At 47.2% G+C, this 21,523-nt stretch carries 19 protein-coding genes and 3 pseudogenes; 3 read left to right on the top strand and 19 right to left on the bottom strand.

Annotated features, from left to right (window positions below):
* From PG062_RS03735 to PG062_RS03690, 10 genes are all read right to left on the bottom strand, one after another.
* Nucleotides 1-861: a DUF2971 domain-containing protein gene (locus PG062_RS03735; RefSeq protein ID WP_270751212.1), complete on the bottom strand. Its 861-nt coding sequence runs from the start codon at nucleotides 859-861 to the stop codon at nucleotides 1-3.
* A complete protein-coding gene (locus PG062_RS03730; RefSeq protein WP_270751210.1) occupies nucleotides 861-2,735 on the bottom strand; it encodes a site-specific DNA-methyltransferase in 1,875 nt (624 codons plus the stop codon). The genes PG062_RS03735 and PG062_RS03730 overlap by 1 nt, the downstream gene beginning before the upstream one ends.
* 12 nt (nucleotides 2,736-2,747) lie before the next feature.
* Nucleotides 2,748-4,130, bottom strand: a complete 1,383-nt coding sequence (locus PG062_RS03725) for a KAP family P-loop NTPase fold protein (RefSeq protein ID WP_270751208.1) — start codon at nucleotides 4,128-4,130, stop codon at nucleotides 2,748-2,750.
* Nucleotides 4,127-4,735: a DUF4391 domain-containing protein gene (locus PG062_RS03720; protein ID WP_270751280.1), complete on the bottom strand. Its 609-nt coding sequence runs from the start codon at nucleotides 4,733-4,735 to the stop codon at nucleotides 4,127-4,129. The genes PG062_RS03725 and PG062_RS03720 overlap by 4 nt, the downstream gene beginning before the upstream one ends.
* A gap of 54 nt (nucleotides 4,736-4,789) precedes the next feature.
* Nucleotides 4,790-5,140: a four helix bundle protein gene (locus PG062_RS03715; RefSeq protein ID WP_270751206.1), complete on the bottom strand. Its 351-nt coding sequence runs from the start codon at nucleotides 5,138-5,140 to the stop codon at nucleotides 4,790-4,792.
* 10 nt (nucleotides 5,141-5,150) lie between these two features.
* Nucleotides 5,151-8,222, bottom strand: a complete 3,072-nt coding sequence (locus PG062_RS03710) for a helicase-related protein (protein WP_333559372.1) — start codon at nucleotides 8,220-8,222, stop codon at nucleotides 5,151-5,153.
* 238 nt (nucleotides 8,223-8,460) lie between these two features.
* Nucleotides 8,461-8,664 (bottom strand): helix-turn-helix domain-containing protein, encoded by a 204-nt coding sequence (locus PG062_RS03705; RefSeq protein WP_227593754.1) that lies wholly within the window; start codon nucleotides 8,662-8,664, stop codon nucleotides 8,461-8,463.
* Between the two features lie 365 nt (nucleotides 8,665-9,029).
* Nucleotides 9,030-9,848, bottom strand: a complete 819-nt coding sequence (locus tag PG062_RS03700; protein ID WP_270751202.1) for a HipA domain-containing protein — start codon at nucleotides 9,846-9,848, stop codon at nucleotides 9,030-9,032.
* A gap of 10 nt (nucleotides 9,849-9,858) precedes the next feature.
* A complete protein-coding gene (locus PG062_RS03695; RefSeq protein ID WP_270751201.1) occupies nucleotides 9,859-10,455 on the bottom strand; it encodes a helix-turn-helix domain-containing protein in 597 nt (198 codons plus the stop codon).
* A gap of 455 nt (nucleotides 10,456-10,910) precedes the next feature.
* Entirely contained in the window at nucleotides 10,911-11,534 is a 624-nt protein-coding gene (locus PG062_RS03690) for a helix-turn-helix domain-containing protein (RefSeq protein WP_270751200.1), read from the bottom strand.
* Nucleotides 11,535-11,646: 112 nt separating this feature from the next.
* Here PG062_RS03690 and PG062_RS03685 point away from each other — a divergent pair, with 112 nt between their 5' ends.
* Nucleotides 11,647-11,817, top strand: a complete 171-nt coding sequence (locus PG062_RS03685) for a hypothetical protein (protein ID WP_270751199.1) — start codon at nucleotides 11,647-11,649, stop codon at nucleotides 11,815-11,817.
* A 505-nt stretch (nucleotides 11,818-12,322) separates the two neighbouring features.
* Here the strand turns inward: PG062_RS03685 and PG062_RS03680 are convergent.
* Nucleotides 12,323-12,514: pseudogene (locus tag PG062_RS03680) on the bottom strand (tyrosine-type recombinase/integrase); the annotation flags it as partial.
* A 260-nt stretch (nucleotides 12,515-12,774) separates the two neighbouring features.
* Here PG062_RS03680 and PG062_RS03675 point away from each other — a divergent pair.
* A pseudogene (locus PG062_RS03675) lies at nucleotides 12,775-13,155 on the top strand (ParB/RepB/Spo0J family partition protein); the annotation flags it as partial.
* Nucleotides 13,156-13,443: 288 nt separating this feature from the next.
* Here PG062_RS03675 and PG062_RS03670 read toward each other — a convergent pair.
* Nucleotides 13,444-13,680: a helix-turn-helix domain-containing protein gene (locus PG062_RS03670; RefSeq protein ID WP_207706159.1), complete on the bottom strand. Its 237-nt coding sequence runs from the start codon at nucleotides 13,678-13,680 to the stop codon at nucleotides 13,444-13,446.
* Between the two features lie 116 nt (nucleotides 13,681-13,796).
* On the opposite strand from PG062_RS03670, the gene PG062_RS03665 reads away from it, so the two are divergent.
* On the top strand, nucleotides 13,797-14,291 hold the full coding sequence (locus tag PG062_RS03665; protein WP_270751278.1) for a helix-turn-helix domain-containing protein: 495 nt from the start codon (nucleotides 13,797-13,799) through the stop codon (nucleotides 14,289-14,291).
* A 350-nt stretch (nucleotides 14,292-14,641) separates the two neighbouring features.
* Here PG062_RS03665 and PG062_RS03660 read toward each other — a convergent pair whose 3' ends face one another.
* The 7 genes and pseudogenes from PG062_RS03660 to PG062_RS03630 all read right to left on the bottom strand — a co-directional run bounded on the left by PG062_RS03660 (nucleotide 14,642) and on the right by PG062_RS03630 (nucleotide 21,451).
* Entirely contained in the window at nucleotides 14,642-15,850 is a 1,209-nt protein-coding gene (locus PG062_RS03660) for a M24 family metallopeptidase (protein ID WP_270751197.1), read from the bottom strand.
* Nucleotides 15,851-15,867: 17 nt separating this feature from the next.
* The gene (locus tag PG062_RS03655) at nucleotides 15,868-16,677 is read right to left on the bottom strand and encodes a tetratricopeptide repeat protein (protein WP_270751195.1); all 810 of its coding nucleotides are present in this window, start codon (nucleotides 16,675-16,677) and stop codon (nucleotides 15,868-15,870) included.
* A 200-nt stretch (nucleotides 16,678-16,877) separates the two neighbouring features.
* Nucleotides 16,878-17,681, bottom strand: a complete 804-nt coding sequence (locus tag PG062_RS03650; RefSeq protein ID WP_270751194.1) for a tetratricopeptide repeat protein — start codon at nucleotides 17,679-17,681, stop codon at nucleotides 16,878-16,880.
* Nucleotides 17,682-17,704: 23 nt separating this feature from the next.
* Nucleotides 17,705-18,680, bottom strand: a pseudogene (locus tag PG062_RS15805) (ABC transporter ATP-binding protein).
* Nucleotides 18,673-19,668: an ABC transporter ATP-binding protein gene (locus tag PG062_RS03640; protein WP_270751193.1), complete on the bottom strand. Its 996-nt coding sequence runs from the start codon at nucleotides 19,666-19,668 to the stop codon at nucleotides 18,673-18,675. The pseudogene PG062_RS15805 and the gene PG062_RS03640 overlap by 8 nt, the downstream one beginning before the upstream one ends.
* Nucleotides 19,669-19,681: 13 nt before the next feature.
* Nucleotides 19,682-20,518 (bottom strand): ABC transporter permease, encoded by an 837-nt coding sequence (locus PG062_RS03635; RefSeq protein WP_270751192.1) that lies wholly within the window; start codon nucleotides 20,516-20,518, stop codon nucleotides 19,682-19,684.
* 15 nt (nucleotides 20,519-20,533) lie between these two features.
* Nucleotides 20,534-21,451: an ABC transporter permease gene (locus tag PG062_RS03630; protein WP_270751191.1), complete on the bottom strand. Its 918-nt coding sequence runs from the start codon at nucleotides 21,449-21,451 to the stop codon at nucleotides 20,534-20,536.
* Nucleotides 21,452-21,523 lie beyond the last annotated feature (72 nt).

Raw genomic sequence — 21,523 nt, 5'->3', positions numbered from 1 at the left:
TCACCTTATCAATATATTAGATTTTAAGACAATATCGGGCGAAATACCGTTGGCTTTAAGCAATTCTTGAACACCCATATGTGTAAGTTCAGATTTAACAAAAGGACTTATGATAACCTCTTCCAGAATTTCAGAAATAGGAAAATTTTTAAATTCAATTTGAGGTTTAATTAGTGTTTCACTAATTATAAATTCCCTCGAGCATGAATCGTCGAGATATTCAGATTCAAATGGCAATGCAATTCTATATTCCTGTTCATATGCAAACGCTTTATCTTTCTGAAGAAGGCAGTATTGTAATATATTGTAATATATCATCAATTTATTAAAGTCACTAGACATGAAATTAACCATATGCGGCATCTGTTGGTCATCTCCGTAATGCACCTGACCTCTGATAATATTCGTGAGTCCTTGTGGAAGATGTTCATCTCGAAATGAATAAAAAAATTCAAACAATTTTTGACTGTTGAATTTCATGCAGCAACCTTCAGGCGCATACATTTTCCACATTGCAATGTTATCTCGAGCATTAGATAATGATAGAACATAATAATTTGTGTCAGATAATAAAGGAGATACTAAAATCTTGTCGCCTGAATAACCCACAGACTTAAATTTACTGATTTTCCCACTTTCAATATTTTGAACAGCAGTTAATAATTCTTCTCTTTCATTAATAGTCGGATTTCCTTGAATGTATTTTTTCAATTTTTCTGTTGCAAAAAATAACTCCTGCATATCATTTAAAAAACGATAATCCGTTAATCGAATTGTTTTATTTTGCAGAATTGCATGTAAAGTATTTAACGATGTATAGTGATAAAGCTGCTCAACTTCGTATTTAATGCTTGTCGTCATCACAGCACCTTCCTTACGGTGTCGGGGCTATAGGTGGCGAAAATCTGGTCGAAATTGGTGGCTACGCTGTCGCTTGCCATAGAGCTGTCGCGCATGACGAAGTAGTACGGCTTCTGTTTGGCGATGGCTTTGATGGTTTCCTCCGAAACATCGCTGTCGAAACAGGCAATCAGGTAGTTGTCCTCCACATTGAACACCTTCTTGCCGGCAATGGTGGTTTCCTCAATTTTGCTGGAGAGCAGCACACCCAAATCGAGCATTACTTGGAACAGCAGATCCTCCGGCGTTCTGTCCTCTTTGATGTTATCCTCAAGGCGGGAGAACATATTGACCTCATACTCCGCAGGGTTATAGTAGACATCTTTCATATTGGAGGTGTCGCATTTCAACACGCGGAAACCGGTGTCAAGATTCTGCGCAGCCAGCCCTGCTTCTTCCTTGATTTTTGCACCCGCACGGCGAATACGCTCCTTGCCGATTTCGCAGATGTTTTTATAACCGGCTTTATAGGCTTCACTCTTTTCGTCGCATTTTTCAGGAAGCTGCACCATGATAAACTTGCGGTGTCCGCCGTCCTCGGCGTTCAGTTGCATAACAGCGTGGGCGGTTGAAGCTGAACCCGAAAAAAAGTCAAGCACAATTGAATTATCTAACAAATTAGCAACTTTTAAGATTCGATGCATTAGACGTTGTGGTTTCGGGCTGTCGAAATAGCCTTTGTCATCAAAAAGTTTCTTTAACTCTTGCCTTCCCTCCTGATTATGCCCAACATCATCACATTTCCAGATTGTCGTGGGTGTCATGCCTTGTTGCACATCTGCCAAATACCGTTTCAATCGCGGAGTATTTCCTCCATCAGCTCCAAAATAGACTCTCCCATCTTCGATGAGCTTTTGCATTCTTTCCTTGCTCGTGAACCAGCATCTTCCGTTGGTTGGATTAACTACTGTTCCATTTGGCGTAGTAATTGGATAATCATATGCAGCACTATATGTTTTGACCGTCATATTGTCTGCTGCCCATGGTCCCCTTGGATCGTTGTCCGGATTTTTATAACGGGCATTAGCTTCTTGCGTTCTTGGTAGTTTTCCAATTTCAAAATCCTCAATATTCTTTGCGTACACTAGGACAAAATCGTGACTTGTCGAAAAGTACTTTGCATCATTCTTGGGTGCAAAAGCTCGCTCCCATATAACTGTTCCAACGTAGTTCTGACTTCCCAATACTTCATCACTTATTTTCTTAAGATTGTCAATTTCTCCATCATCAAGACTGATGAAAATCACTCCATCCTCACTCAGCAAATCCTTTGCCAGTTTCAGTCGTGGATACATCATATTCAACCAGTCGGTATGGAAACGGCCGTTGCTTTCGGTGTTCTGCACCATGCGGTTGCCCTCTTCATCGAACTGACCGCTGTTGGCAAGATACTCATCCGTACTCTGAGCAAAGTCATCCTCATACACAAAGTCGTTGCCGGTGTTGTACGGAGGATCAATGTAGATCATCTTGATTTTTCCGAGATAGGTTTCCTGCAACAGCTTCAACACTTCGAGGTTGTCGCCCTCAATATAGAGGTTCTCTGTGGTGTCAAAGTCCACGCTTTCCTCCCGGCAGGGACGCAGCGTCTTATTGATCGGTGCGTTGGCAAGCAGAACAGACTTTTTCTTATCAGGCCAAGTAAACTGATAGCGCTCCTCATTACCGTCCACTACCTTGCAGGAAATCTCCTGCATCAGCACATCCTTATCAATCGCCCGCACAACCTCGCCGTTTTCGTTAATCGTTTCCGTCACCGCATTAGGAAACATCGCCGCCAATTTCTTGAAATTCTCATCAGCCTTGTTCGCTGTCTGCATTCTCAGTTTGTCCATAATTTTCCTTCCTCATTCATATTTAGCATATCCAGATAAGCAAGACGCTGCTCGAAGCAACATATTCTTTGTATATGCTGTAAACTGATATTCGCCGATGTGAATTGCGTTATTCTGGTAATTATAGTGATTTCCAAAAATTGCCTCATAAACATCCATTATTTTTTGCTTGAAAGCTACACATTTCGTTCTCGAACCCGACAGCTGATTTGTGTCGTAATATTCATCTCGTGAAAGGAATTCACTATAAGACCAGTCATCACGCATTTGGATATTTTCTAACAAGTTTACCAATGGGGTTGCGTTTTTTCCTTCGACAAATTGATTGTAACTTTCATTGTTGGTCATTTTTAATACAACCAGCAGGGGTACCACATACATCAGCCCGAATAATTTGGCTTTCCCATCCGGAAAGGAAAAATCGTATTTATGACTTTCATGCGTTGGCTCATGCACCGCAAGATTAACAAACTGTATGAATCGAGAACTTTCTCTCAGGGAAAGAGCATACTGTTCAATCAATTCATAGCAAACTCTGTCAACAACATATTGCTTGTCAAAGTTGATACTGCGAAGATAACTATCCATATCTACCGGAGGAAGGGCTATTCTTAGGTCAAAAAAACGATCAAAATATCTTACGGCATCAAACCCTTCTCCATAAAATCTAGCGATGGTATGTTGCAGTTCTTTTATATTTGTTGAAAATACAAAGGATATCCTGTCATCGGCAAAATAGTGCTTTACCCGTTCCAAAAGCCGCACTGCATATTCCGGTTTGCAGCGGTCTAATTCGTCGACAATAATAACAAGGCGGTTAGCACGTTCCGTTAGCAATTCGTCAAAGAAATTCTTTACTTCCGTCTGAATTTGCTTTTTCTTTCTCAAATCCGACAACGTATCCTTACTTTTTAACGAGTCCACGACAGCCGTTATGCTGCGTCCAGACAAACACTCTGCAATTGCAGCACCTTTATCAAATATTCCGGATTCCGTTTCAAAGGGAGATTCGGCATCTACATCTTGCAAAATCGAATACACAAGGGAAAGTACGGGGTCCTCATCGTTATCGTTCTCCCATGCATCATAATAAACGCATAATTGTGACTGAAATTCCGGTTCTTTGCCATTATGCATAGTAGTCCATTTGCGCCGCACACTCTGCTTATCCGCATTTTCGCTATCGCGGCAACAGGCATCCAAAACCATTTTCACCTGCTGGACAAAGAATGTTTTTCCGCTTCCCCACACTCCATCAAGGGCAATCGCACAGGAATTTTCCAAAGTATTCAGAATGTCAACAAATGCATTGACATCGCTATTTCTTCCTATCGTATCATTTAGATATGTATTTCGTATATTTTCCTCTGTTGGTCGTAATTCGTTTATTCTCATAGCTTTGTCTGCACTTCCTTTTCAAGTTGTCTTATCTGTTGCACCAACTCAAACTTCTTCTTCGGCTGTTTCTCGGCCCGTGCCTGTTTTTCCAGCTTGGCAATTTCTTTTTCCATCTTCTGTCGGCGCTCATCGGCGGCAATCTGCTCATCCAGAGTGTTGCCGTCTGCAATGCTCACCTCACCGATGTCCACTACGATGTTTTCCCAAACTTTATCAAGGGTCAACCCCCGCAGCTCTAGGGTGCAGCTTTCGGTAGGCTTCCAGTCCGTCTGCATCAGCTTGGTGTGATAGATTGCCAGCTTACTTTGCCCTTCAAATTCCAGCACAAATAGAATATTCTGCGGAATCAGCTTCGATAAAGCGGCAATCGTTTTCTCATCAAAGTTCTTTTTCTTGAGCGCAACAAGCAGGACAAAGAAGCTGCCGACTTCCTCTCCGGCAGGAATTTTGATTCGGCTTGGAGAAATTTCGTCGACTATGGTAATTCTCGATATATCGGCATCGATTTTGTCTTTGACCGCTGTATTCATCTGAAATTTGGCATAGATTGCCTTTTTAGGCAGTTGCTTGCTCATTTCAGTTGACTTTGGAAGTCCGAGCATTTTGATTTTCACTCCGTTCAAATCAGTTAGGAATTAGGAGTTAGCAGTTAGGAGTTAGGAGTTTTCTTTTAGGCTTTTGGTGATACTTGATAAGAGTTTTTGAAGTTCGCCGCAATCGGCGTTTATGGAATCGTATTGCGTCTGAGTCAGATACTGCGCTTTGTATAAAAGCTCTAACCAGTATGCCGTTTCGGCGGATTCCTTAAAAGCAATGTGCATTTTAGCAAGAAAATCCTTTCGGCTGCAAGCACAATTTGCCTCCGCTATGTTTGCCCCTATACTCGTTCCGCTGCGCAATAGTTGTTTGGATAAAATGAATTCTCTCTTTTCGTCACAGAAGTATTTGTATAGGGCGATTATTCGCAAGGCAAAATTTTTGCTTTTTTCAAAAACAACACGTTCCATTCCTAACTCCTCATTCCTCATTCCTAACTACCAAAAAGCAAATCAGTTCAAAGTCGTCAAGTCCTTTGATTTCATTTGTCAGGAAGCTGATCTGCCCGCCGTTCAAGAAGCTGTCAATATCGCTCTCGTCCTTTACCTCGATGATCGAGGCGATGGCGTCGCCAAGCAGTTTGGAAAGGCGGGACATATTTTTGCCGTCGCGGGTTTCTTTGTTAAACGGCTTATAGGCTGCGGGGATTGGCTCTGTCTGCCCTTTGCAGAGAAAACGCATTCTATCCAGCATCTGCTTCGGGGAAAGATGGTTACAGACAACCTCGCCGTCATCCCCGATATAAACCATATAGAAGGGATGCAGCCGGTTCTGGTTGTCGATGTTTACGCTGTTGGAGCGATTCTTCAAAACGAAAATCACACCGGCAGGCGCGTCCTCGCTTGCAGGAACAACCGAGTGCAGACCGAAGGGTGTTTTTTCGATGTCCGGGTGGTTCTTGACATATTCCAGCAAGTCCAGACGGAACTCGTTGAGCCCCAAATCCATAATGGAAATGCCGGTGGTCATATCCTCAATGTCTACGACCTCATCCTGCAAGCGCTTGAGCTGCGCCTTTCGGTACTCAAGGTCTGTCTTTTCCTCGTCACTGAGCAGATTATCATCGCCCGTGGCGGTCATATCCACGATTTTCATACGGGTTTCAACTCTGGCTTTCAGGTTGATATAATCGTCAAGGGTCACATCAGGCCAGAAATTCACAAGCTGAATGACCTTGTTGCGGCTTCCGATACGGTCAATACGCCCGAAACGCTGAATGATACGAACTGGATTCCAGTGAATGTCATAGTTGACGAGATAGTCGCAGTCCTGCAAGTTCTGACCTTCAGAAATGCAGTCGGTGGCAATCAGAATGTCGATTTTCGTATTGTCGCCGGGCATCAGCAGCTCTTTGTCCTTGGATATCGGAGAGAAGCAGGTCAGAACCGTGTTTAAGTCCGACCGCAATCTCGGGCAGGTGGTGCGCCCCTCCACATTGCCGGTGATCATGGCGGTATTCAAACCGAACTTTTCTTTTACAAAGGGACCGACATTGTTGTACAGATATTCCGCCGTGTCAGAAAACGCCGTGAAAATGATAATTTTCTCGTTTCCGGGATTGATAGGCGCAGTGATTTTATTGTTGATCACACGGAAAAGCTCGCGCAGCTTCAAGTCATGCTCCGGCGTGATGTCGCGCACCATGTAGGTAAGGAGATCCAGAACTTCGGCGTCTTTTTGCAGTTCCTTGCGCCACGACTCATAGTCCATATCCGTAAGGTCGATCTTGACCTTTTTGCCAAACGCGAACAAATCATCGGTATCCTGATCGTCGTCGTCAAACTCGTTCACATTGGAAATGTCCGTCAAATTCAATGTGGTGCCCGTGTGGTGGTTAAAACGGTTGATGGTGTCGATTGTGCTGTCGATAAGCTCTTTGATTCGTTCCAGCGTTAAATTGAACGAATAGACAGAGCTTTCCATACGTTTCATCAGGTTGATGGCCATCAATCGCCGGATGCCCTGCTCGCGGCTGGCCTGCGTAAAGCCCACATTGACAGTGTTGTCGCCATAAAGCTCCGCGTATTTTTCCATTCTGCTCGCCAGAATAAAGTGAGAGGGCGTGTAAATCGTCAGATTCAGAAGCATCAGCTGCTCGAAAATCTCGTTGTAGTTGATTGCCCCCTTCAAATCCGTCAGATGCGGACGCAGCGAGATAGGCTTTAGGCGCGTGGGGAATGTGCCGATGGCGCTTGTGTCATAGTATTTCTGAATGTGCTTGCGGGAACGGGCAATCGTGACACTGTCCAGCAGCTCAAAAAAGTCGAAGTCCAACATTTTGAGCAGGTTTTCGGTTGTGCGGTCGCAAGGCTCCCACTTGCTCCATGTATTAAATGCCCGCTGCGCATTTCTGAAAATTTCGTCAATCGAACGGCTGGTATTGAGTTTTTCGTCAATATAATCGGTGTGTCCTTCGTAAGCCAATGCAAGCTGATTTTTCAGGTCATTGAAACGGTTGTTGACCGGCGTGGCGGAAAGCATCAGCACCTTTGTTTTCACGCCTGCTCGGATGACCTTTTTCATCAGGGTTACATAGCGATTGTCCTTGGTTTCTTCATCCGGGTTTTCAATCAGCTTGCCGCCGTTGCGGAAGTTGTGGGATTCATCAATCACGACAAGATCGTAGTTGCCCCAATTCAATCTGCTAAGATCCAGACCGTTTGAGTTGCCGTGGGTGCGGTTCAAGTCAGTGTGGTAAAGCACATCGTAGCGGAGTCTATCGGCAGCAATCGGGTTGTTGACATAGTTGTCCTTATAGGTGTTCCAGTTATTCGTCAGCTTCTTGGGGCAAAGCACCAGGACGGATTTGTTGCGGTTTTCGTAATATTTTATAACGGCAAGCGCTGTAAAGGTTTTACCGAGACCAACGCTGTCTGCAAGAATACAGCCGTTGTATTTTTCGAGTTTGTTTATGATGGCGAGAGCGGCATCCTTTTGGAAGTTGTAGAGCATCCCCCAAATCTTGCTTTCCTTGAAGCCGGTTGCCTCGTTTGGCAAAACATCCTCGGACACATCTTCCAAAAACTCGCTGAAAATATTGTAGAGAGTCACAAAGTAGATAAAGTCGGGCGAGTTCTCATTATAGGCAACCGTGATGCTGTCGATCACCTCATCTGTGACGACCTGAAGCACCTTGCTGTCGTTCCAGATTTCATTGAAGTCAGCAAGCAAAGTGCGGGCAAGGGACTCGTCCTTTACAATTGTGGTGCTGATTACATTGCCTTTTTCGCAACCGAGTTCAACCGTAGTAAAGTTGTTGATGGGGGTATAGCCTACGCCGTCAACTACAATTTGTCCCTGAATAGATTTGTCACTGACATTTGATTTGAAAGTGACTTTCTGCCTGATCCACTCTGCACATTCTCGTGCAATAGCCTTTTGGGTCAATTCATTGCGGAGCTTAATTTCAAACTCAGTACCGTAAAGATTTCGTTCACGGGTTAAGCGCGGAATGTAAAATTCACGGCGTTCTTTTTTTGCCTTTTCTGTCACGAAAGTCGGAGATGTAAAAATAAAGCGGAGTTCCTCAATCTGTGATAGCTGCTCCTTCAACTCTTGAAAGGCATAGATAGAGAAACAAGCCGCTGCAATGGATAGCTTGCTGCCTTGCTTGATTTCTACGGACAAATCGTCTTTTAGAGTCTTTGTAGTATTGTTTATAAGCTCCATTTTTCTACACCCATCCTAATTATGGCAAAGTTTGTGTCACATAAAGCATACTCTACTCAGCTTATGCGTCATAAAACTCCATGATTTCATCGGGCGTACAGTTAAGTGCCTTGCAAATGTTACCGATAATTTCGGTAGTTATATTTTCATCTCTTGCAAGTTTCATCATCTGATAATGCGTAATGTGTGCCGCTTCTTGCAAGTCTTTTTTCCTCATCTTCTTGTCGATTAAGATTTTCCAAAGTTTATTGTATCTGACAGCCATAGCGATTCTCCTTCGGCAATATACTATCATTCAAAGATAAAGGACAACCAATTTAACATATTATAGCATACTTTCCCTGAAAAATCATAAAAAAAGACGGAAATTCAAACTTATTTGCGGAAAATCAAACCGCAGCGTTGAGCATTTATAGTTAAAAAACAATTGAAACACATAAAAAAGATCAAGATGTATTTTTATTGGTTGTTATGGGGCAAGATATGAATAATTCAAAAGTCAGACGGTTTGATATCATTGCAAGGAAGATGAAAAGCCCACAGGCTAGATCTTATATCCAGCCTGTGGGCCTTGTGTATGATTTGTCCTTTATCTTGTCCTGCGGCTTGCCCCCAAGCTTATGCCCAAGTCTATTTAACAAGATACCCATAATGGCGCATCTGGCGGCGGATAAGGGCTTCACAGCGGTCGCAAATTTCTTGGCTATAGGCGGTTCGATAGCTATCGATGAGCGCCTTTACATCGTTTGTGCTAAAGTTGAAGTGAAGCTGTATGCCGTATAATTCCTCAGCAGCATCTAACTGTTCGTCAAAATATCTCGAAAAAGGCTTGGCTTCAACGGTTTTTAGACAATCCTCTAAGCTTCTTTCCAAGGGAAAATCCATATTGGTATCTGCCAAAAGAGACAAGCCGTTATCAAATAGGGGGCATAGCGCATAGGTATTGTCCGCAGCGTTGTATTGAACGGCAATATTATTGGTATGGCGATCTTCGTTTAGGAAGAATGCATCAATCTCCAGCATCGAGGTCAGATATTGTCCAAAGTTTTGCAGTCTGGTTGTCTGTTCAACGAAGTTTACCAGAAATTTTATCTGATTCTTGATTTCCCCTTGATGCGCTGTATCTACTGCAAGGCTCCCACCGGTAAATTTTCGATACAGCTTTTCCAATGGAATAAGGTCATAGCCGCCCGCGAGAAAATCAGCGCTTTTACAGCCACTGTAAACTCGGTCTTTGTACTTGATTTGCGAATACTCATAAACGACAAAGGGGTACTTAATGGTTGACTTTGCCAGCATGGCAGAAACAATCGTTTCCGCCAGCCCCTCATAACCCATATGGTCAGCCTTGTACCAGTATCCATCGCATTTCCATTTCAGCTGATTTCCCTTGGAAGTATGGTTCAGCGTTTCTTGTGGCTCAAGCCTGCTTAAATCAATCATTTCCATAGAGCCCTCCTTACGCAGCGATGTTACGGATCATCTGCACCCACTGGTTGTCCCCAGCCATGCGCCCATTGGTCTTTTCAATAATCAGCAGCGGATCAAAGAAAGGAACCTCCATCTCTCGGAGGATGCCTTTCAAACCGGCTCGGCTGGCGGGCAGACATCTTTCTTTCAAAAACTCCTCGAAATCCGCCCAGGACGGATTTTCTACAACACCAAACGCCCGCAAAGGGATTCGGTCAGTGTAGTTCTTCATGCGGACAACTTCGTGCTTGAAATCAACGTCAATGACCGTACATAACTGCTGACCATTCATGAAGTTCATCCGCATGGTGAAATCCGGGTTCTTGCTGAAATGCTCGGCGTTATAGATATACTTATATATGGTCTGGCGCGACACGCCGAACTGCTTCGCAATCTCGGTGTTGCCGATGCCTTTTCTATGCAGTTCCAAAACCTCTACGATCTGGTCGGGGGTAAGCTGCGCCTTGCGACCCGCATTGCGCGGATTTGGATTATTGATTTTCAGCATCTTTGCAAGTTCTCGCAATTCATCCAAATCAGATGTGCCAAAAATTTCTTTTATTTGCTTTTGGTAATCGCTCGGCATCCAGTATCCCTCCCAAGTCGTTTTCTACTATTACTATATCGTGATTTTGGGAAAATGTCAACAAATTAAAATATTGACAGCTTCAAGAATATCAGTCTTGTACGAATTACATTCTATTTCAATTATTTCTGTCCCTTATTCTTTGCGTCCAACTTTGGGCCTTTCTCTTTTGAATGTGGATACCCCTGTTTGACAGCTTTGACCATAATATGCTGATTTATAAAATATAAGCCTGTTGTATTTGGCTAGCTAATTTACCAGACAGTGTCTGGCAAATTGAGTTCTGCGTAAAAGCTGAATATGCCTTGGGAGATTTGTCTAACTAGATTTTAGGGCTTGCATATCTCAGATATCCAATTTTCCAGTCAGTGACTGGAAAATTGAAATGGGAACCATATCAGACCGATGGAAGCAGTCTTAAAGTGTTGGCGTTCACATGAGGTCGAATAGTCATCTTATCGGGCTTTGCGTGAACCACCGATTTCCTTGATGGCGGCATAGTGTTTTCCACATTTTCGGCTGATCTCGTTGAAAAAATCGGATGTCACAAATTCCAGTAGCCATACTTTGGGAATCATGTACTTGGGTGTCTGCAAGATGGTTTTCAGCAAGCCCTTGCTGCACCATTTCAAGATTGTGTGGCGTTGGTAGCCTGTCACCTCGCAGACTTGCGCAACGGTCAGTACATCCGGGTAATTTGCTAACTGTTGCTCGTACCATTCCTTGGCCAGCAGCCGTTCCTCGCCTTTGTAGTTCAGCTTGCGCTCCAACGATGCGGCAGGTTTCTTGTGTTTGGGGTAGTTGTAATACCACCCGCTGGGCGGAGTGTAGTGCATCGGGTCGGACTCGCGGCGGTAGAGATACTCGGCAACATCTTTCTTGGCGATTTTATAGCAACGTGTTTTCTTTCCGTTGTTTTTGCAGGGAACAAGTCCGCTTTGCAGAAGATAAAGCGAGGTTCGTGTTCCGATATGGCATACGATGCGGAAATCGTTGCGGCTCATCGGGTCCGGATAGGGCGTTAGGATTTCTTCAATTTTTTCTGCCAGCGGGTCTTTGCTTACAAGTTTTTTCTTCATTTCGGGTTCTCCTTGTTTGTAAAGTGGAACCCTAAAAATCACTTACTCATTTCTTTTGTAGCTTGCATTTTTCTCATTCGTGTCCGCAAACCTGCACCATTATCCGGCTTTTGTGGCAGGGCTTATCTTGCATCTTATCTTGCATTTTTCCCAAAAAGTCGCCATTTTTGCCTCAAAACAGGCGTTTTTACTTATTTTCGTACCTACATTGTTTTTCACTGGCTTATCAGTGTTTTCACCACAAACATCGCCCAAAATCAGCGGACAAACCAGCCTGCACTGACCCCTATTGCAGCTATAACGCCTTTTCAAAGATTAACTCGAAATGCTTTAGGACAGGAGACTGTCGCGTGGGTTCGACTCCCACCATCTGCGCCAAAAGCAGCACCTTGCGGGGTGCTGCTTTTTATTTTTGCGGCAAACTATGCAAGGGATGCAAGGTGGGATTCGAACAGCCCGTGCCCGGCGCTTTGTGTCCCGCCGGGCTGCAACAGTCCTGCGGACTGTTGCAAGGGCGCGGGAGAATCCCACCGTCTGCGCCAAGTATCACTACTCGATTTTACATTGGGTAGTGATTTTTTATTGCCACTTTGCAAAATTTCGATGCTTTTCTTATAGGCATCTCCCCTTTATTTTCAAGTAGTGATTTTCGGGTTCGGTACAAATCATACCAGCAATCGCGGCAAATAGCTATTCACAGAACTACACAAGATTCTTCCCGCAGCTTGGGTACAAATTGACAGCAAAAAAGGCGGCACTCGATTTCTCAGGTGCCGCCGCTGTTCAAATTACCACTTCTTTATGGGCTGCGCTTCGAGCAATGTCAGCGTGTTATCCATCGTCCGGGCGCTCAGGTTCTTGGATTGCGAATCCAGATGCGCGTAGATATTCGCCGTGGTGGAAATATCCCTGTGACCTAACCACTCTTGAATCTGCTTCATCGGTACGCCCTCTTTCAGCAACAGGCTGGCGCAGGAGTGCCCTTACGGTATAATTACGACAAACCGGAAAAGCCCCGTATATCAAGGGTTTTCGGTTATCTGACAAGGTTTTTCATCCTTTTCCAAAACGAAAAATCGAGCCGCGAAGTAGTTATATCGTAGGGGGTGTTATAGTAACGGCAAAAATAAAATACCGTTTGGGCAGGCTATCAGCCCGTCCAAGAAATCAGGACATTTCCTCTGAAAAGAAGAAATGTCCTTTTTTGCACCCAAAATCAGATGCCGACAGGAGGAACACAATGCCTGAAAAAGCAGCGCAGAAAGAACCGGGCAAAAAGCCCGCGCCATCCAAAAAGCCGAAGCCGCAGCAGGAAGTAGTCATTCAGATTCCGCTCTCCGAGCTGCATCCGTTCCCGGATCATCCCTTTCAGGTGCGGGAGGATGCGTCCATGCAGGAAACCGCCGAAAGCGTCAAGGAATGCGGCGTCCTCGTCCCCGCGCTGGCACGGCCACGGGAGGACGGCGGTTATGAGCTGATCGCAGGCCACCGCCGCAAACACGCCTGCGAGCTGGCAGGACTGACCACCATGCCCGTCATTGTCCGCGACATTGACCGGGACGCTGCCACCATCATCATGGTGGACAGCAACCCCCAGCGGGAGAACATTCTCCCCTCCGAATATCTATTATCTCATACTATCGTCTTTTTGTGTGTAGTAAGTTTTATTCTCTAGTGTTAAGTTGTACGGCTCACGCTGCCCCACAGCCCCACAAACGCGCCAAACGGCGGGTGTTCTGGCTGTTTCGTATCCGTATGCTGCGTGTGGCATCTGCCCCACACAGGGCAGATTTGGGCGGTTGCTGCGAGTGAATCAGAACTGATTCACTTTTATGCCCTGTTCTCTGAAAAGTGAATCAAATCTGATTCACTTTCCGGGCGGGCCTCTTGCCAAAAGCAAGGTTTTCACCTACGCGCTCACGCGGGTCTGACCGCACGGACGCTTCAGAACATAGTCAATGACATTGATTTTGGGGATTTTGTAGGCGTTTGCCAGCCGGATGCAGCTGATTTCGCCCTCCCCCAGCAGGTCATAGGCCGCGTGGCGGCTGATGCCCAGCATGGCTTGCAGATCCTTGACCGTTACAATGTCCGGGTACTCCGCAAACATGAGCTTGTACATTTCTCTGATTTCTTTACAATCCATGCGATCACCATCCTTGAATTTTGGCTTTCGCATATTTGCGATGTAAATATAGGATACTGCGCTTTTATGTTATGGTGTGGTACAATAAGGAAAATCCTTCAAAGTGAGTGAACGAAATGAACATCGGAGAGAAAATCAAGCGCATCCGCCAGCACCGCCGCATGACTCAGAAAGAGTTGGGCGAGTTGGTCGACCTCAGCGCAAACCGCATTGCGCAGTACGAAATGGGTTATCGCGTACCAAAAAAGCCCCTGCTAAATCAGATAGCAGAGGCTTTGCGTGTTTCCCCATTGGCACTTTCCGATGGCGGAAACGGCCCGGCAAACGATATTCTGGAGCAGCTTTTCTGGCTGGACGAGGCGCAGCCCGGCGTTATCAAGCTGGTCCCCACCGAGCGCGGCACAGCGCGGTACAATGCCAACCCAAGCTTTGCGCTACACTATGATGACAACGATAACTGGCCGCCGCGTTCCCCGGTGGCCATGTGGTTCGATGATACGATTTTGGATGATTTCCTAAAGGATTGGGCTGCGGTTCAGAAGAAGTTGTATGCAGGGGAGATTACGCAGGCAGAGTATTTTGAGTGGAAGATTATGTGGCCGGAGATATAAGGCGATGCCTAGATGTAGGACAAGCTTTGACTTAAGGCAACACCGCACAATTCCCGCCTTACGGCTTAAGCACCGCTCCGGCAGCTGCGGCACGGCATCTGCGTTGCCAAAATGCTCGATAATGTCGGGTTGCGGTACCCGCATCGTGCTTCGGGGGCAAAAGCCCCTCGCACTCTGCGACCGCTGCCCCTGCTTCGGTTCGCTGTTTCCGCCACTGGCGGCGCTCACCTTTGCAGCATCCAGTATTATCTGCGCTTTTGGCTTAGCATCTGCCGCACCTCGCTCGCCGTATCGGCACTTAGAATTATGCGGTATTGCCTTAAGTAATGGGAAGGTTACTTAATCATTGTTTAGTAAACGCGGACCAACTCGGTAGGCATTTTGCTCAGCAGTTCATAGCCGGTTTCCGTTACGATAAAGTTCTGCTCCAAGCACATGGTGCCAGCGGTGGGAGTAGTCAGGGACGGCTCCATGGACATAACCATGCCAGCCTGCAACGGCGTATCCTCACCGGCCTCCAGGCAAGGATACTCGTGGACATTCAGGCCAATGCTGTGGCCAATCCACCCCTTAGTCTGGTTAATGTCAGATACACCAGCCTTTTCATAGTATGCATCTACGGCAGCAACAACATCGCTGATCAGAACACCAGCGCGAAGCTTGCTCATACCAATGGAGTGGCCTTCCAAGGCAATCTTGTACAGACGCTCCTGCTCAGCAGTGGGCTTGCCGATGATGCCAACACGGATAATATCAGAGAAATAACCCTTGTAGCTGGGGCCGCCATCGATCATGATGGAAGTGCCGTCTTCGGTACCAAAGGGCAAATCGCTCGGCGGGCAGTTAGGCAGACCATAACGAGTTTTGTGGCCGCGAACGTCCATTTCCAGCATGCTGTCGCATCCCAGCTCATAGGCTTCAGCTACCATGCTGTTGTACAGGCCTCGTTCAGTAGTGACTCCGGGGACAATGCGAGCATAGGCATGCTCGTACAGCTTGGTGTTGATGTTGTTGACCTTGCGTAGCAGATCCTGCTCATAGGGACTCTTTACACCACGGACCGCCCAGATGGTGTTGCTGGCATCCACAAAGTTGGCATGCGGCATGTGGGCAATGATGTTCTCATAATCAGCATGGATCATACGCACACGGCAGCCGCGGCCCCACTCCATACCGATCTTGCCGTTTTCCAGCCCCAGTTCCTTGAAAGCCTGTAGAATGGCTTCGGGGTAGCTACTGGGCTGACCAGGCTGGCGCGTACCGCCGTTAAAATAAGCAATATAGCAGTCCTCGTCAACACATGCAGTCATACGGGCAGTGGGATTGTTACTCTGGGAGCCAGCTAGGCGCATGTTGCCGTCAGCGGAAAGCACCAACGTACCAGGCATGGAAACATTGGAATCCCACACAATACTGCGATGACCGCAGAAGTAACGCATATTATCGGGGGCAGAAAGCAAAATGCCGTCCATGCCGACTTTCTTCATCTCTGCGGTCAGACGGGCAATACGCTGCTCGTACTCAGACAGAGGACCTTCCAGAAGCATACTTTGTCTCATAACAAAATTCCCCTTTCTTATTTGGCACGCGCAGCCTTATCTACGCGTGCAGCAAGATAACCAAAGCTGCACCACTGATTGGCATCAGCAAATTCCAGGCATTTGTCTACAAGTTCGTTGGATTTATCCATATCACCCATGACATAGTAGTAGTTAGATAGGGCATACAGGCTTGTAATAGCATCCAGGTGTCCATCCACCAAGCGATCCTTCATCAGATCCTCCGGGCTGATCTTACCCTGATACATAGCGCAATTCAAGGTATAGCCGCAGACATCCGCAGCTTTCTCGTAACCATCGGGCAGATTCTTCAACAGAGCTGTAGCATCCTCTTTGCGCCCAAGACGCATGTAGGTGCGCCAGCGCCAGTCAGTAACAGCACAGAAATCATCTGCTTTAGCAGGATTGGAAAGTGCATAGCAGCGTTTATAAGCAACAGCTGCATCCTCGTAGCGGCCCAGCAGAAAATAAGAAAGACCCAGGTGATACCATACATCCCAGTTGTCAGGGATCAGTCGGCTTGCCATAACAAAGTCGGCAACGGCCTCTTCAAATTCCCAACAGCTGATATGACGATGGCCGCGGTGGCGGTACAGAATCCCCTTGAAAGGATCAAGCTCGATGGCACGGGAATAGGCTTCCACGGCTTCACGCATATAAAAACCGCCAGCCAAGGCCAAGCCACGCTGCATCCACAAATCAGCGTTCTTGGGGTCTGCCTTCAGCTTTTCATCAATTTCGGCCACGGCATCAGGGTAGGGACCAGGGGTACGAATGGGATCTGCAACCTGATGCTCTTTGGGCGCTAATTTTAATTCAGTTGCCATAACAATACCCTCTTTTCAAAATTATTAGGGCAATACCGCATAATTCTAAGTGCCGATACGGCGAGCGAGGTGCGGCAGATGCCAAGCCAAAAGCGCAGATAATACTGGATGTCTTATCGAGCATTTTGGCAACGCAGATGCCGTGCCGCAGCTGCCGGAGCGGTGCTTAAGCCGCAAGGCGGGAATTGTGCGGTGTTGCCTTAGGCTTTCGCACGGTTGGTCTTGTCTACTTTTGCGGCCAAATAGCCAAAAGCAACATAGCAATCACTGCTGTCGCCAACTTCCAGAATACGGTCAATCAGCGCGTTTGACTTTTCTTTTTCTCCATTGTACCAGTAGTAGTTGGAAAGACCAAAGCCCAGGGTGACGACATCCAACGGCTTCATACCGGCAATATCCTTGGGCAGAACATCCTCCGGCTTGACCACGCCCTTGTACATCAGCAAGCGGCGGAAGTAGTCGGCATTATCACCTGGATCAAAATCCTCGTGGATGTTGTCCAGAAGCTTTTTTGCCGCCCCCTTATCGCCCAAACGCAGCTCAGTCATGTAATACCAGTCACAAACGGCGATCAGTTCATCCTCTTTGGTAGAAAGCTCCAGGCAACGCTGGTAGGCAGCAGCGGCCTTTTTGTAGTCACCCAGCAGGAAGTTGGACAAGCCCAAATGGTACCATACATCCCAGTTTTCGGGAATCAGGCGGCTGGCGATCACAAAGTCGGCACGGGCATCCTCAAAACGCCACTGGGAAAGAAAACGGTGGGCGCGGTGCCGGTACAAGATGCCATCAAAGGGTGCCAGAGAAATGGCATGGGCGTAGCACTCTTCCGCCTCGCGGTACAATGAATTCTTGGCAAGAACCAACCCTTTGTCCATCCAAAGACGTGCGTTTTCAGGATCTGCTGCCAGTTTTGTCTCTACTTCTTTTAATTCGTCGTCAGGCTCATAGGCAATATGCTGCCAGGGCGTGACTTCCAGAGCTTGTTCCAGTTTACGCTCAATCATGATGTAGTTCCTCCTATAGTGTTTTACTTGTTTTGGGTATCAAACTTGTGGCAGGCCACCGTGTGGCCGGGTTCGATTTCATGCAGCTTTGGCACTTCGGTGCGGCAACGCTCATCTGCATAGGGGCAGCGAGTATGGAAACAGCAACCCTTGGGCGGATCTAGCGGGCTGGGCACATCGCCGCTCAACGTACCAACCATGCTGGGAACATCCGGGTCTGGCACAGGAATAGCCGCCAACAGGGCTTTGGTGTAAGGATGGGCAGGGTTATCAAACAACGATTTTTTGTCCGCCAGCTCCACAATGTGCCCCAAATACATAACAGCAATGCGGTCACATAAGTGTTTGACCACGCTGAGGTTATGAGAAATAAAAATGTAGGTCAGATTGTACTTTTTTTTGAAGATCCCGCATCAGGTTCAGGATTTGTGCCTGAATCGATACGTCCAGAGCCGATACAGGTTCATCGCAGATGACCAGATCCGGCTGCAGGGCAATAGCGCGGGCAACACCGATACGTTGCCGTTGACCACCGGAAAATTCGTGAGGAAACCGGGAAGCCTGATCTTCACGTAGGCCGACTTCCTGCATCAGTTCCAACACTTTGGACCAGCGCTCCGATTTGATGCCTACTTTGTGCACGTCCAGCGGCTCTTCAATACAACGGCCAACCGTCATGCGGGGGTCAAGGGAAGAATAGGGATCCTGGAAAATAATTTGAATATGGCGCGCCATTTCGCGGCGGGAGCAGCCTTTGATATCTTTTCCCTCGAACAGAATGGTACCTGCAGTAGGCTCCAAAAGCCCTACGATGCCACGGCCGGTGGTGGATTTGCCGCAGCCGGACTCACCAACGATACCAAAGGTTTCACCCTTATACACATCAAAGGAAACATCGTCCACAGCGTGCAGATAAGAAACGGAACCACCCAAAGCATTTTTTGCTCTTACGGGGTAATAAATTTTTAGGTCTTTCACCTGAAGCAGCGGTTCACTCAAAGTTCTTGCCCTCCTGTTCGTCATATTTCCAGCAGCGCACCTTGCGGCCATCAGGCAGCACCGTCAGGGGCGGCTGCTTGTCTTGGCAAAGTTTGGCGGCGTAAGGGCAGCGCGGGCAGAAACGGCAGCCCTTGGGGTATTCTTTGGGACTGGGAACCATGCCCTTGATGTTGTACAAAGTTTCTACATCCTCGTTCAACTTGGGAATGCTCTTCAGCAGGCCCCTTGTATAGGGATGCAGCGGATCCTTGTAGATGCTGCGGGCAGGCGCATATTCAACTACCTGACCGGCATACATAACCATAGCAGTCTGTGCGATTTGTGCTACAACACCCAAATCATGTGTGATAATGATGATTGATGTGCCGGTTTTTTCTTTCAAATCTTTCAGTAACTGCATGATCTGCGCTTGAATTGTAACATCCAAAGCCGTGGTCGGCTCGTCGGCAATGAGGATGCGCGGTTTGCAAGCCAAAGCCATGGCAATCATAATACGTTGGCGCATACCGCCGGAAAGTTCATGCGGGTATTTGTCCACAACTTTTTCCGGGTCGGGGATACCTACCATTCGGATCATTTCAATGGCTTTGGTACGGGCTTCTTTTTTATTCAGTTTTTGATGAATGATAAAAGACTCCATGATTTGGCGCCCTACGGTGAAAACAGGGTTCAAGCTGGTCATGGGCTCCTGGAAAATCATTGAAATCTCATTGCCGCGGATGGATCGCATCTCTTTTTTGCTGATCTTCAGCAAATCCTTGCCATGATACAAAATTTCGCCGGCTTCAATTTTGCCGGGAGGGCACTGCACCAGTCCCATAATGGACAGGCTGGTCACAGATTTACCACAGCCGGATTCACCCACAATGGCCAGGGTCTCGCCCTCGTGCAGATCAAAATCTACGCCATCAACGGAAGGCATAACGCCATCCTCTGTATAAAAGTAGGTTTTCAGGTTATGTACCTGCAGTAATGGTTGTTCACTCATACAGGTTGCCTCCTTACACATTCTTCAAGCGCGGGTCAAGTGCATCACGTAAACCGTCGCCAATCAGGCTGAAACTCATAACCACCAGTGTAATGGCAGCACCGGGAATCAACGCCTGCATGGGGTAGGAGCGCAGCACCTCACGGGCCTGGCTTAACATCGAACCCCATTCCGGGTCCGGCGGGGTGACGCCCAATCCCAGGAAGGACAGGGAAGAAGCAATCAGAATTGCGGTACCCAGCTGCAGAGTGACATTGACGATGATCTGCGAAACCGCGTTGGGAATGATGTGGGTAAAGATAATGCGGGCAGAACTTTCACCCATGACTTTGCAGGCCGAAATATATTCATTGCCGCGCAGAGAAAGCACCTCGCCGCGTACCATACGGGCTACTGTAGGAATCGAGAAGATCGAAATTGCGATAACAGTGTTCTGCATGCCGTTGCCCAATACAGCAACAACGGCGATTGCCAGCAGCAGACCAGGGAAAGCAAGCAGAATATCCAAAAAGCGGGAGATAAGGGTGTCAACCAAACCACCAAAATAACCGGCGCAGACACCCAGCATAACGCCAATAAAGGTGCCCAGAATAACGCCCTCAAAGCTGATAGAAAGCGAGTTGCGCCCGCCGTACAGCATACGAATAAAAATGTCACGTCCCATATTGTCGGTGCCAAACCAATGAGCCGAACTGGGAGCCTGATAGGCATTCAGAATATCCTGCTCCAGGGGATCGGTGGTGATAAACATCGGGCCGAATATGCAGGCCAGAATGATAGTAAGCAAGATAATGGCTGCTACAACCGAAACTTTGCGCCGCAGGAAACGGCGGAAAACTTTATTCTTCATTTTGACGCCCTCCTGTTAATCAAATTTGATACGCGGGTCTGCTACGGTGTATAGTACGTCTACAAGCGTGTTTACAACCACAAAGGTAAAGGCAAGAACCAGGATGCACCCCTGAATCAGCGGATAATCACGCTGGGAAACCGCGTCGACTGTCAGACGACCGATACCGGCAATAGAAAATACTGTTTCCGTCAGGGTAGCACCAGCCAGCAGAGAGCCAAAACGCAAGCCAACAGAGGTCAAAACCGGAATGATGGCATTGCGGAAAGCGTGCACGCAGACGACCACGCGCTCCGACACGCCACGGGCACGGGAAGTACGGATGTAATCTTCCCCCAGAACGTCCAGCATGGACGAACGTGTAATGCGGGTGATATAGCCGACTTCCTGTGTACCCAGGGTCAGAATCGGCAAGAGCATCTTCTGCCAGGTGTCAAAACCACTGACCGGCAACAAATGCAGCCAGATGCAAAAAATCAGCATCAGGATCATGGCCAGAAAGAATGACGGGGTAGAAATAGAAATTAGAGAGACGACCATAAGGAGGTTGTCCGTAAATTTGCTGTGTTTTACTGCGGCCAGGATACCAAAGGAAACGCCCAAAACAGTAGATACGATCGTGGCGCCGATTGCCAGCTTAATTGTGTTAGGATAGCGGCGGCCGATTTCATACAGAACTGCTTTATGGGTCGAGATGGAAGTACCAAAATCACCGTGGAACAAGTTTTTTACCCAGATAAAATATTGCTGCCACAGCGGCTTGTCCAAACCAAGGCGGGCTGTCTCAGCGGCAATGGCTTCTTTGCCAGCGCCCATGCCCAAGCTCATGGTAACGGGGTCGCCGGGGATCAGACGAACCATGCAAAAAACAACGATGGAAAGAATGATCATGGGAATCATTTGCAGAATTCGTTTAACGATATATTTCAGCATACGGATCTACCCCTATATATGTGGAGAATGGGTCTACACCTTCTGCATCGGTGCAGACCCATATCTCCATGG

This window comes from Gemmiger qucibialis (assembly GCF_027689445.1).
Taxonomy (GTDB): Bacteria; Bacillota; Clostridia; order Oscillospirales; family Ruminococcaceae; genus Gemmiger; species Gemmiger qucibialis.
The sequence above is the reverse complement of the archived record's forward strand: the minus strand, read 5'-3'. Positions and strand labels throughout refer to the sequence as shown.

What these genes read in the sequence shown, in the direction of transcription:
- PG062_RS03735 (WP_270751212.1), bottom strand. Translation starts at nt 861, where the DNA reads ATGACGACAAGCATTAAATACGAAGTTGAGCAGCTTTATCACTATACA.
- PG062_RS03730 (WP_270751210.1), bottom strand. Translation starts at nt 2,735, where the DNA reads ATGGACAAACTGAGAATGCAGACAGCGAACAAGGCTGATGAGAATTTC.
- PG062_RS03725 (WP_270751208.1), bottom strand. Translation starts at nt 4,130, where the DNA reads ATGAGAATAAACGAATTACGACCAACAGAGGAAAATATACGAAATACA.
- PG062_RS03720 (WP_270751280.1), bottom strand. Translation starts at nt 4,735, where the DNA reads ATGCTCGGACTTCCAAAGTCAACTGAAATGAGCAAGCAACTGCCTAAA.
- PG062_RS03715 (WP_270751206.1), bottom strand. Translation starts at nt 5,140, where the DNA reads ATGGAACGTGTTGTTTTTGAAAAAAGCAAAAATTTTGCCTTGCGAATA.
- PG062_RS03705 (WP_227593754.1), bottom strand. Translation starts at nt 8,664, where the DNA reads ATGGCTGTCAGATACAATAAACTTTGGAAAATCTTAATCGACAAGAAG.
- PG062_RS03700 (WP_270751202.1), bottom strand. Translation starts at nt 9,848, where the DNA reads ATGGAAATGATTGATTTAAGCAGGCTTGAGCCACAAGAAACGCTGAAC.
- PG062_RS03695 (WP_270751201.1), bottom strand. Translation starts at nt 10,455, where the DNA reads ATGCCGAGCGATTACCAAAAGCAAATAAAAGAAATTTTTGGCACATCT.
- PG062_RS03690 (WP_270751200.1), bottom strand. Translation starts at nt 11,534, where the DNA reads ATGAAGAAAAAACTTGTAAGCAAAGACCCGCTGGCAGAAAAAATTGAA.
- PG062_RS03670 (WP_207706159.1), bottom strand. Translation starts at nt 13,680, where the DNA reads ATGGATTGTAAAGAAATCAGAGAAATGTACAAGCTCATGTTTGCGGAG.
- PG062_RS03665 (WP_270751278.1), top strand. Translation starts at nt 13,797, where the DNA reads ATGAACATCGGAGAGAAAATCAAGCGCATCCGCCAGCACCGCCGCATG.
- PG062_RS03660 (WP_270751197.1), bottom strand. Translation starts at nt 15,850, where the DNA reads ATGAGACAAAGTATGCTTCTGGAAGGTCCTCTGTCTGAGTACGAGCAG.
- PG062_RS03655 (WP_270751195.1), bottom strand. Translation starts at nt 16,677, where the DNA reads ATGGCAACTGAATTAAAATTAGCGCCCAAAGAGCATCAGGTTGCAGAT.
- PG062_RS03650 (WP_270751194.1), bottom strand. Translation starts at nt 17,681, where the DNA reads ATGATTGAGCGTAAACTGGAACAAGCTCTGGAAGTCACGCCCTGGCAG.
- PG062_RS03640 (WP_270751193.1), bottom strand. Translation starts at nt 19,668, where the DNA reads ATGAGTGAACAACCATTACTGCAGGTACATAACCTGAAAACCTACTTT.
- PG062_RS03635 (WP_270751192.1), bottom strand. Translation starts at nt 20,518, where the DNA reads ATGAAGAATAAAGTTTTCCGCCGTTTCCTGCGGCGCAAAGTTTCGGTT.
- PG062_RS03630 (WP_270751191.1), bottom strand. Translation starts at nt 21,451, where the DNA reads ATGCTGAAATATATCGTTAAACGAATTCTGCAAATGATTCCCATGATC.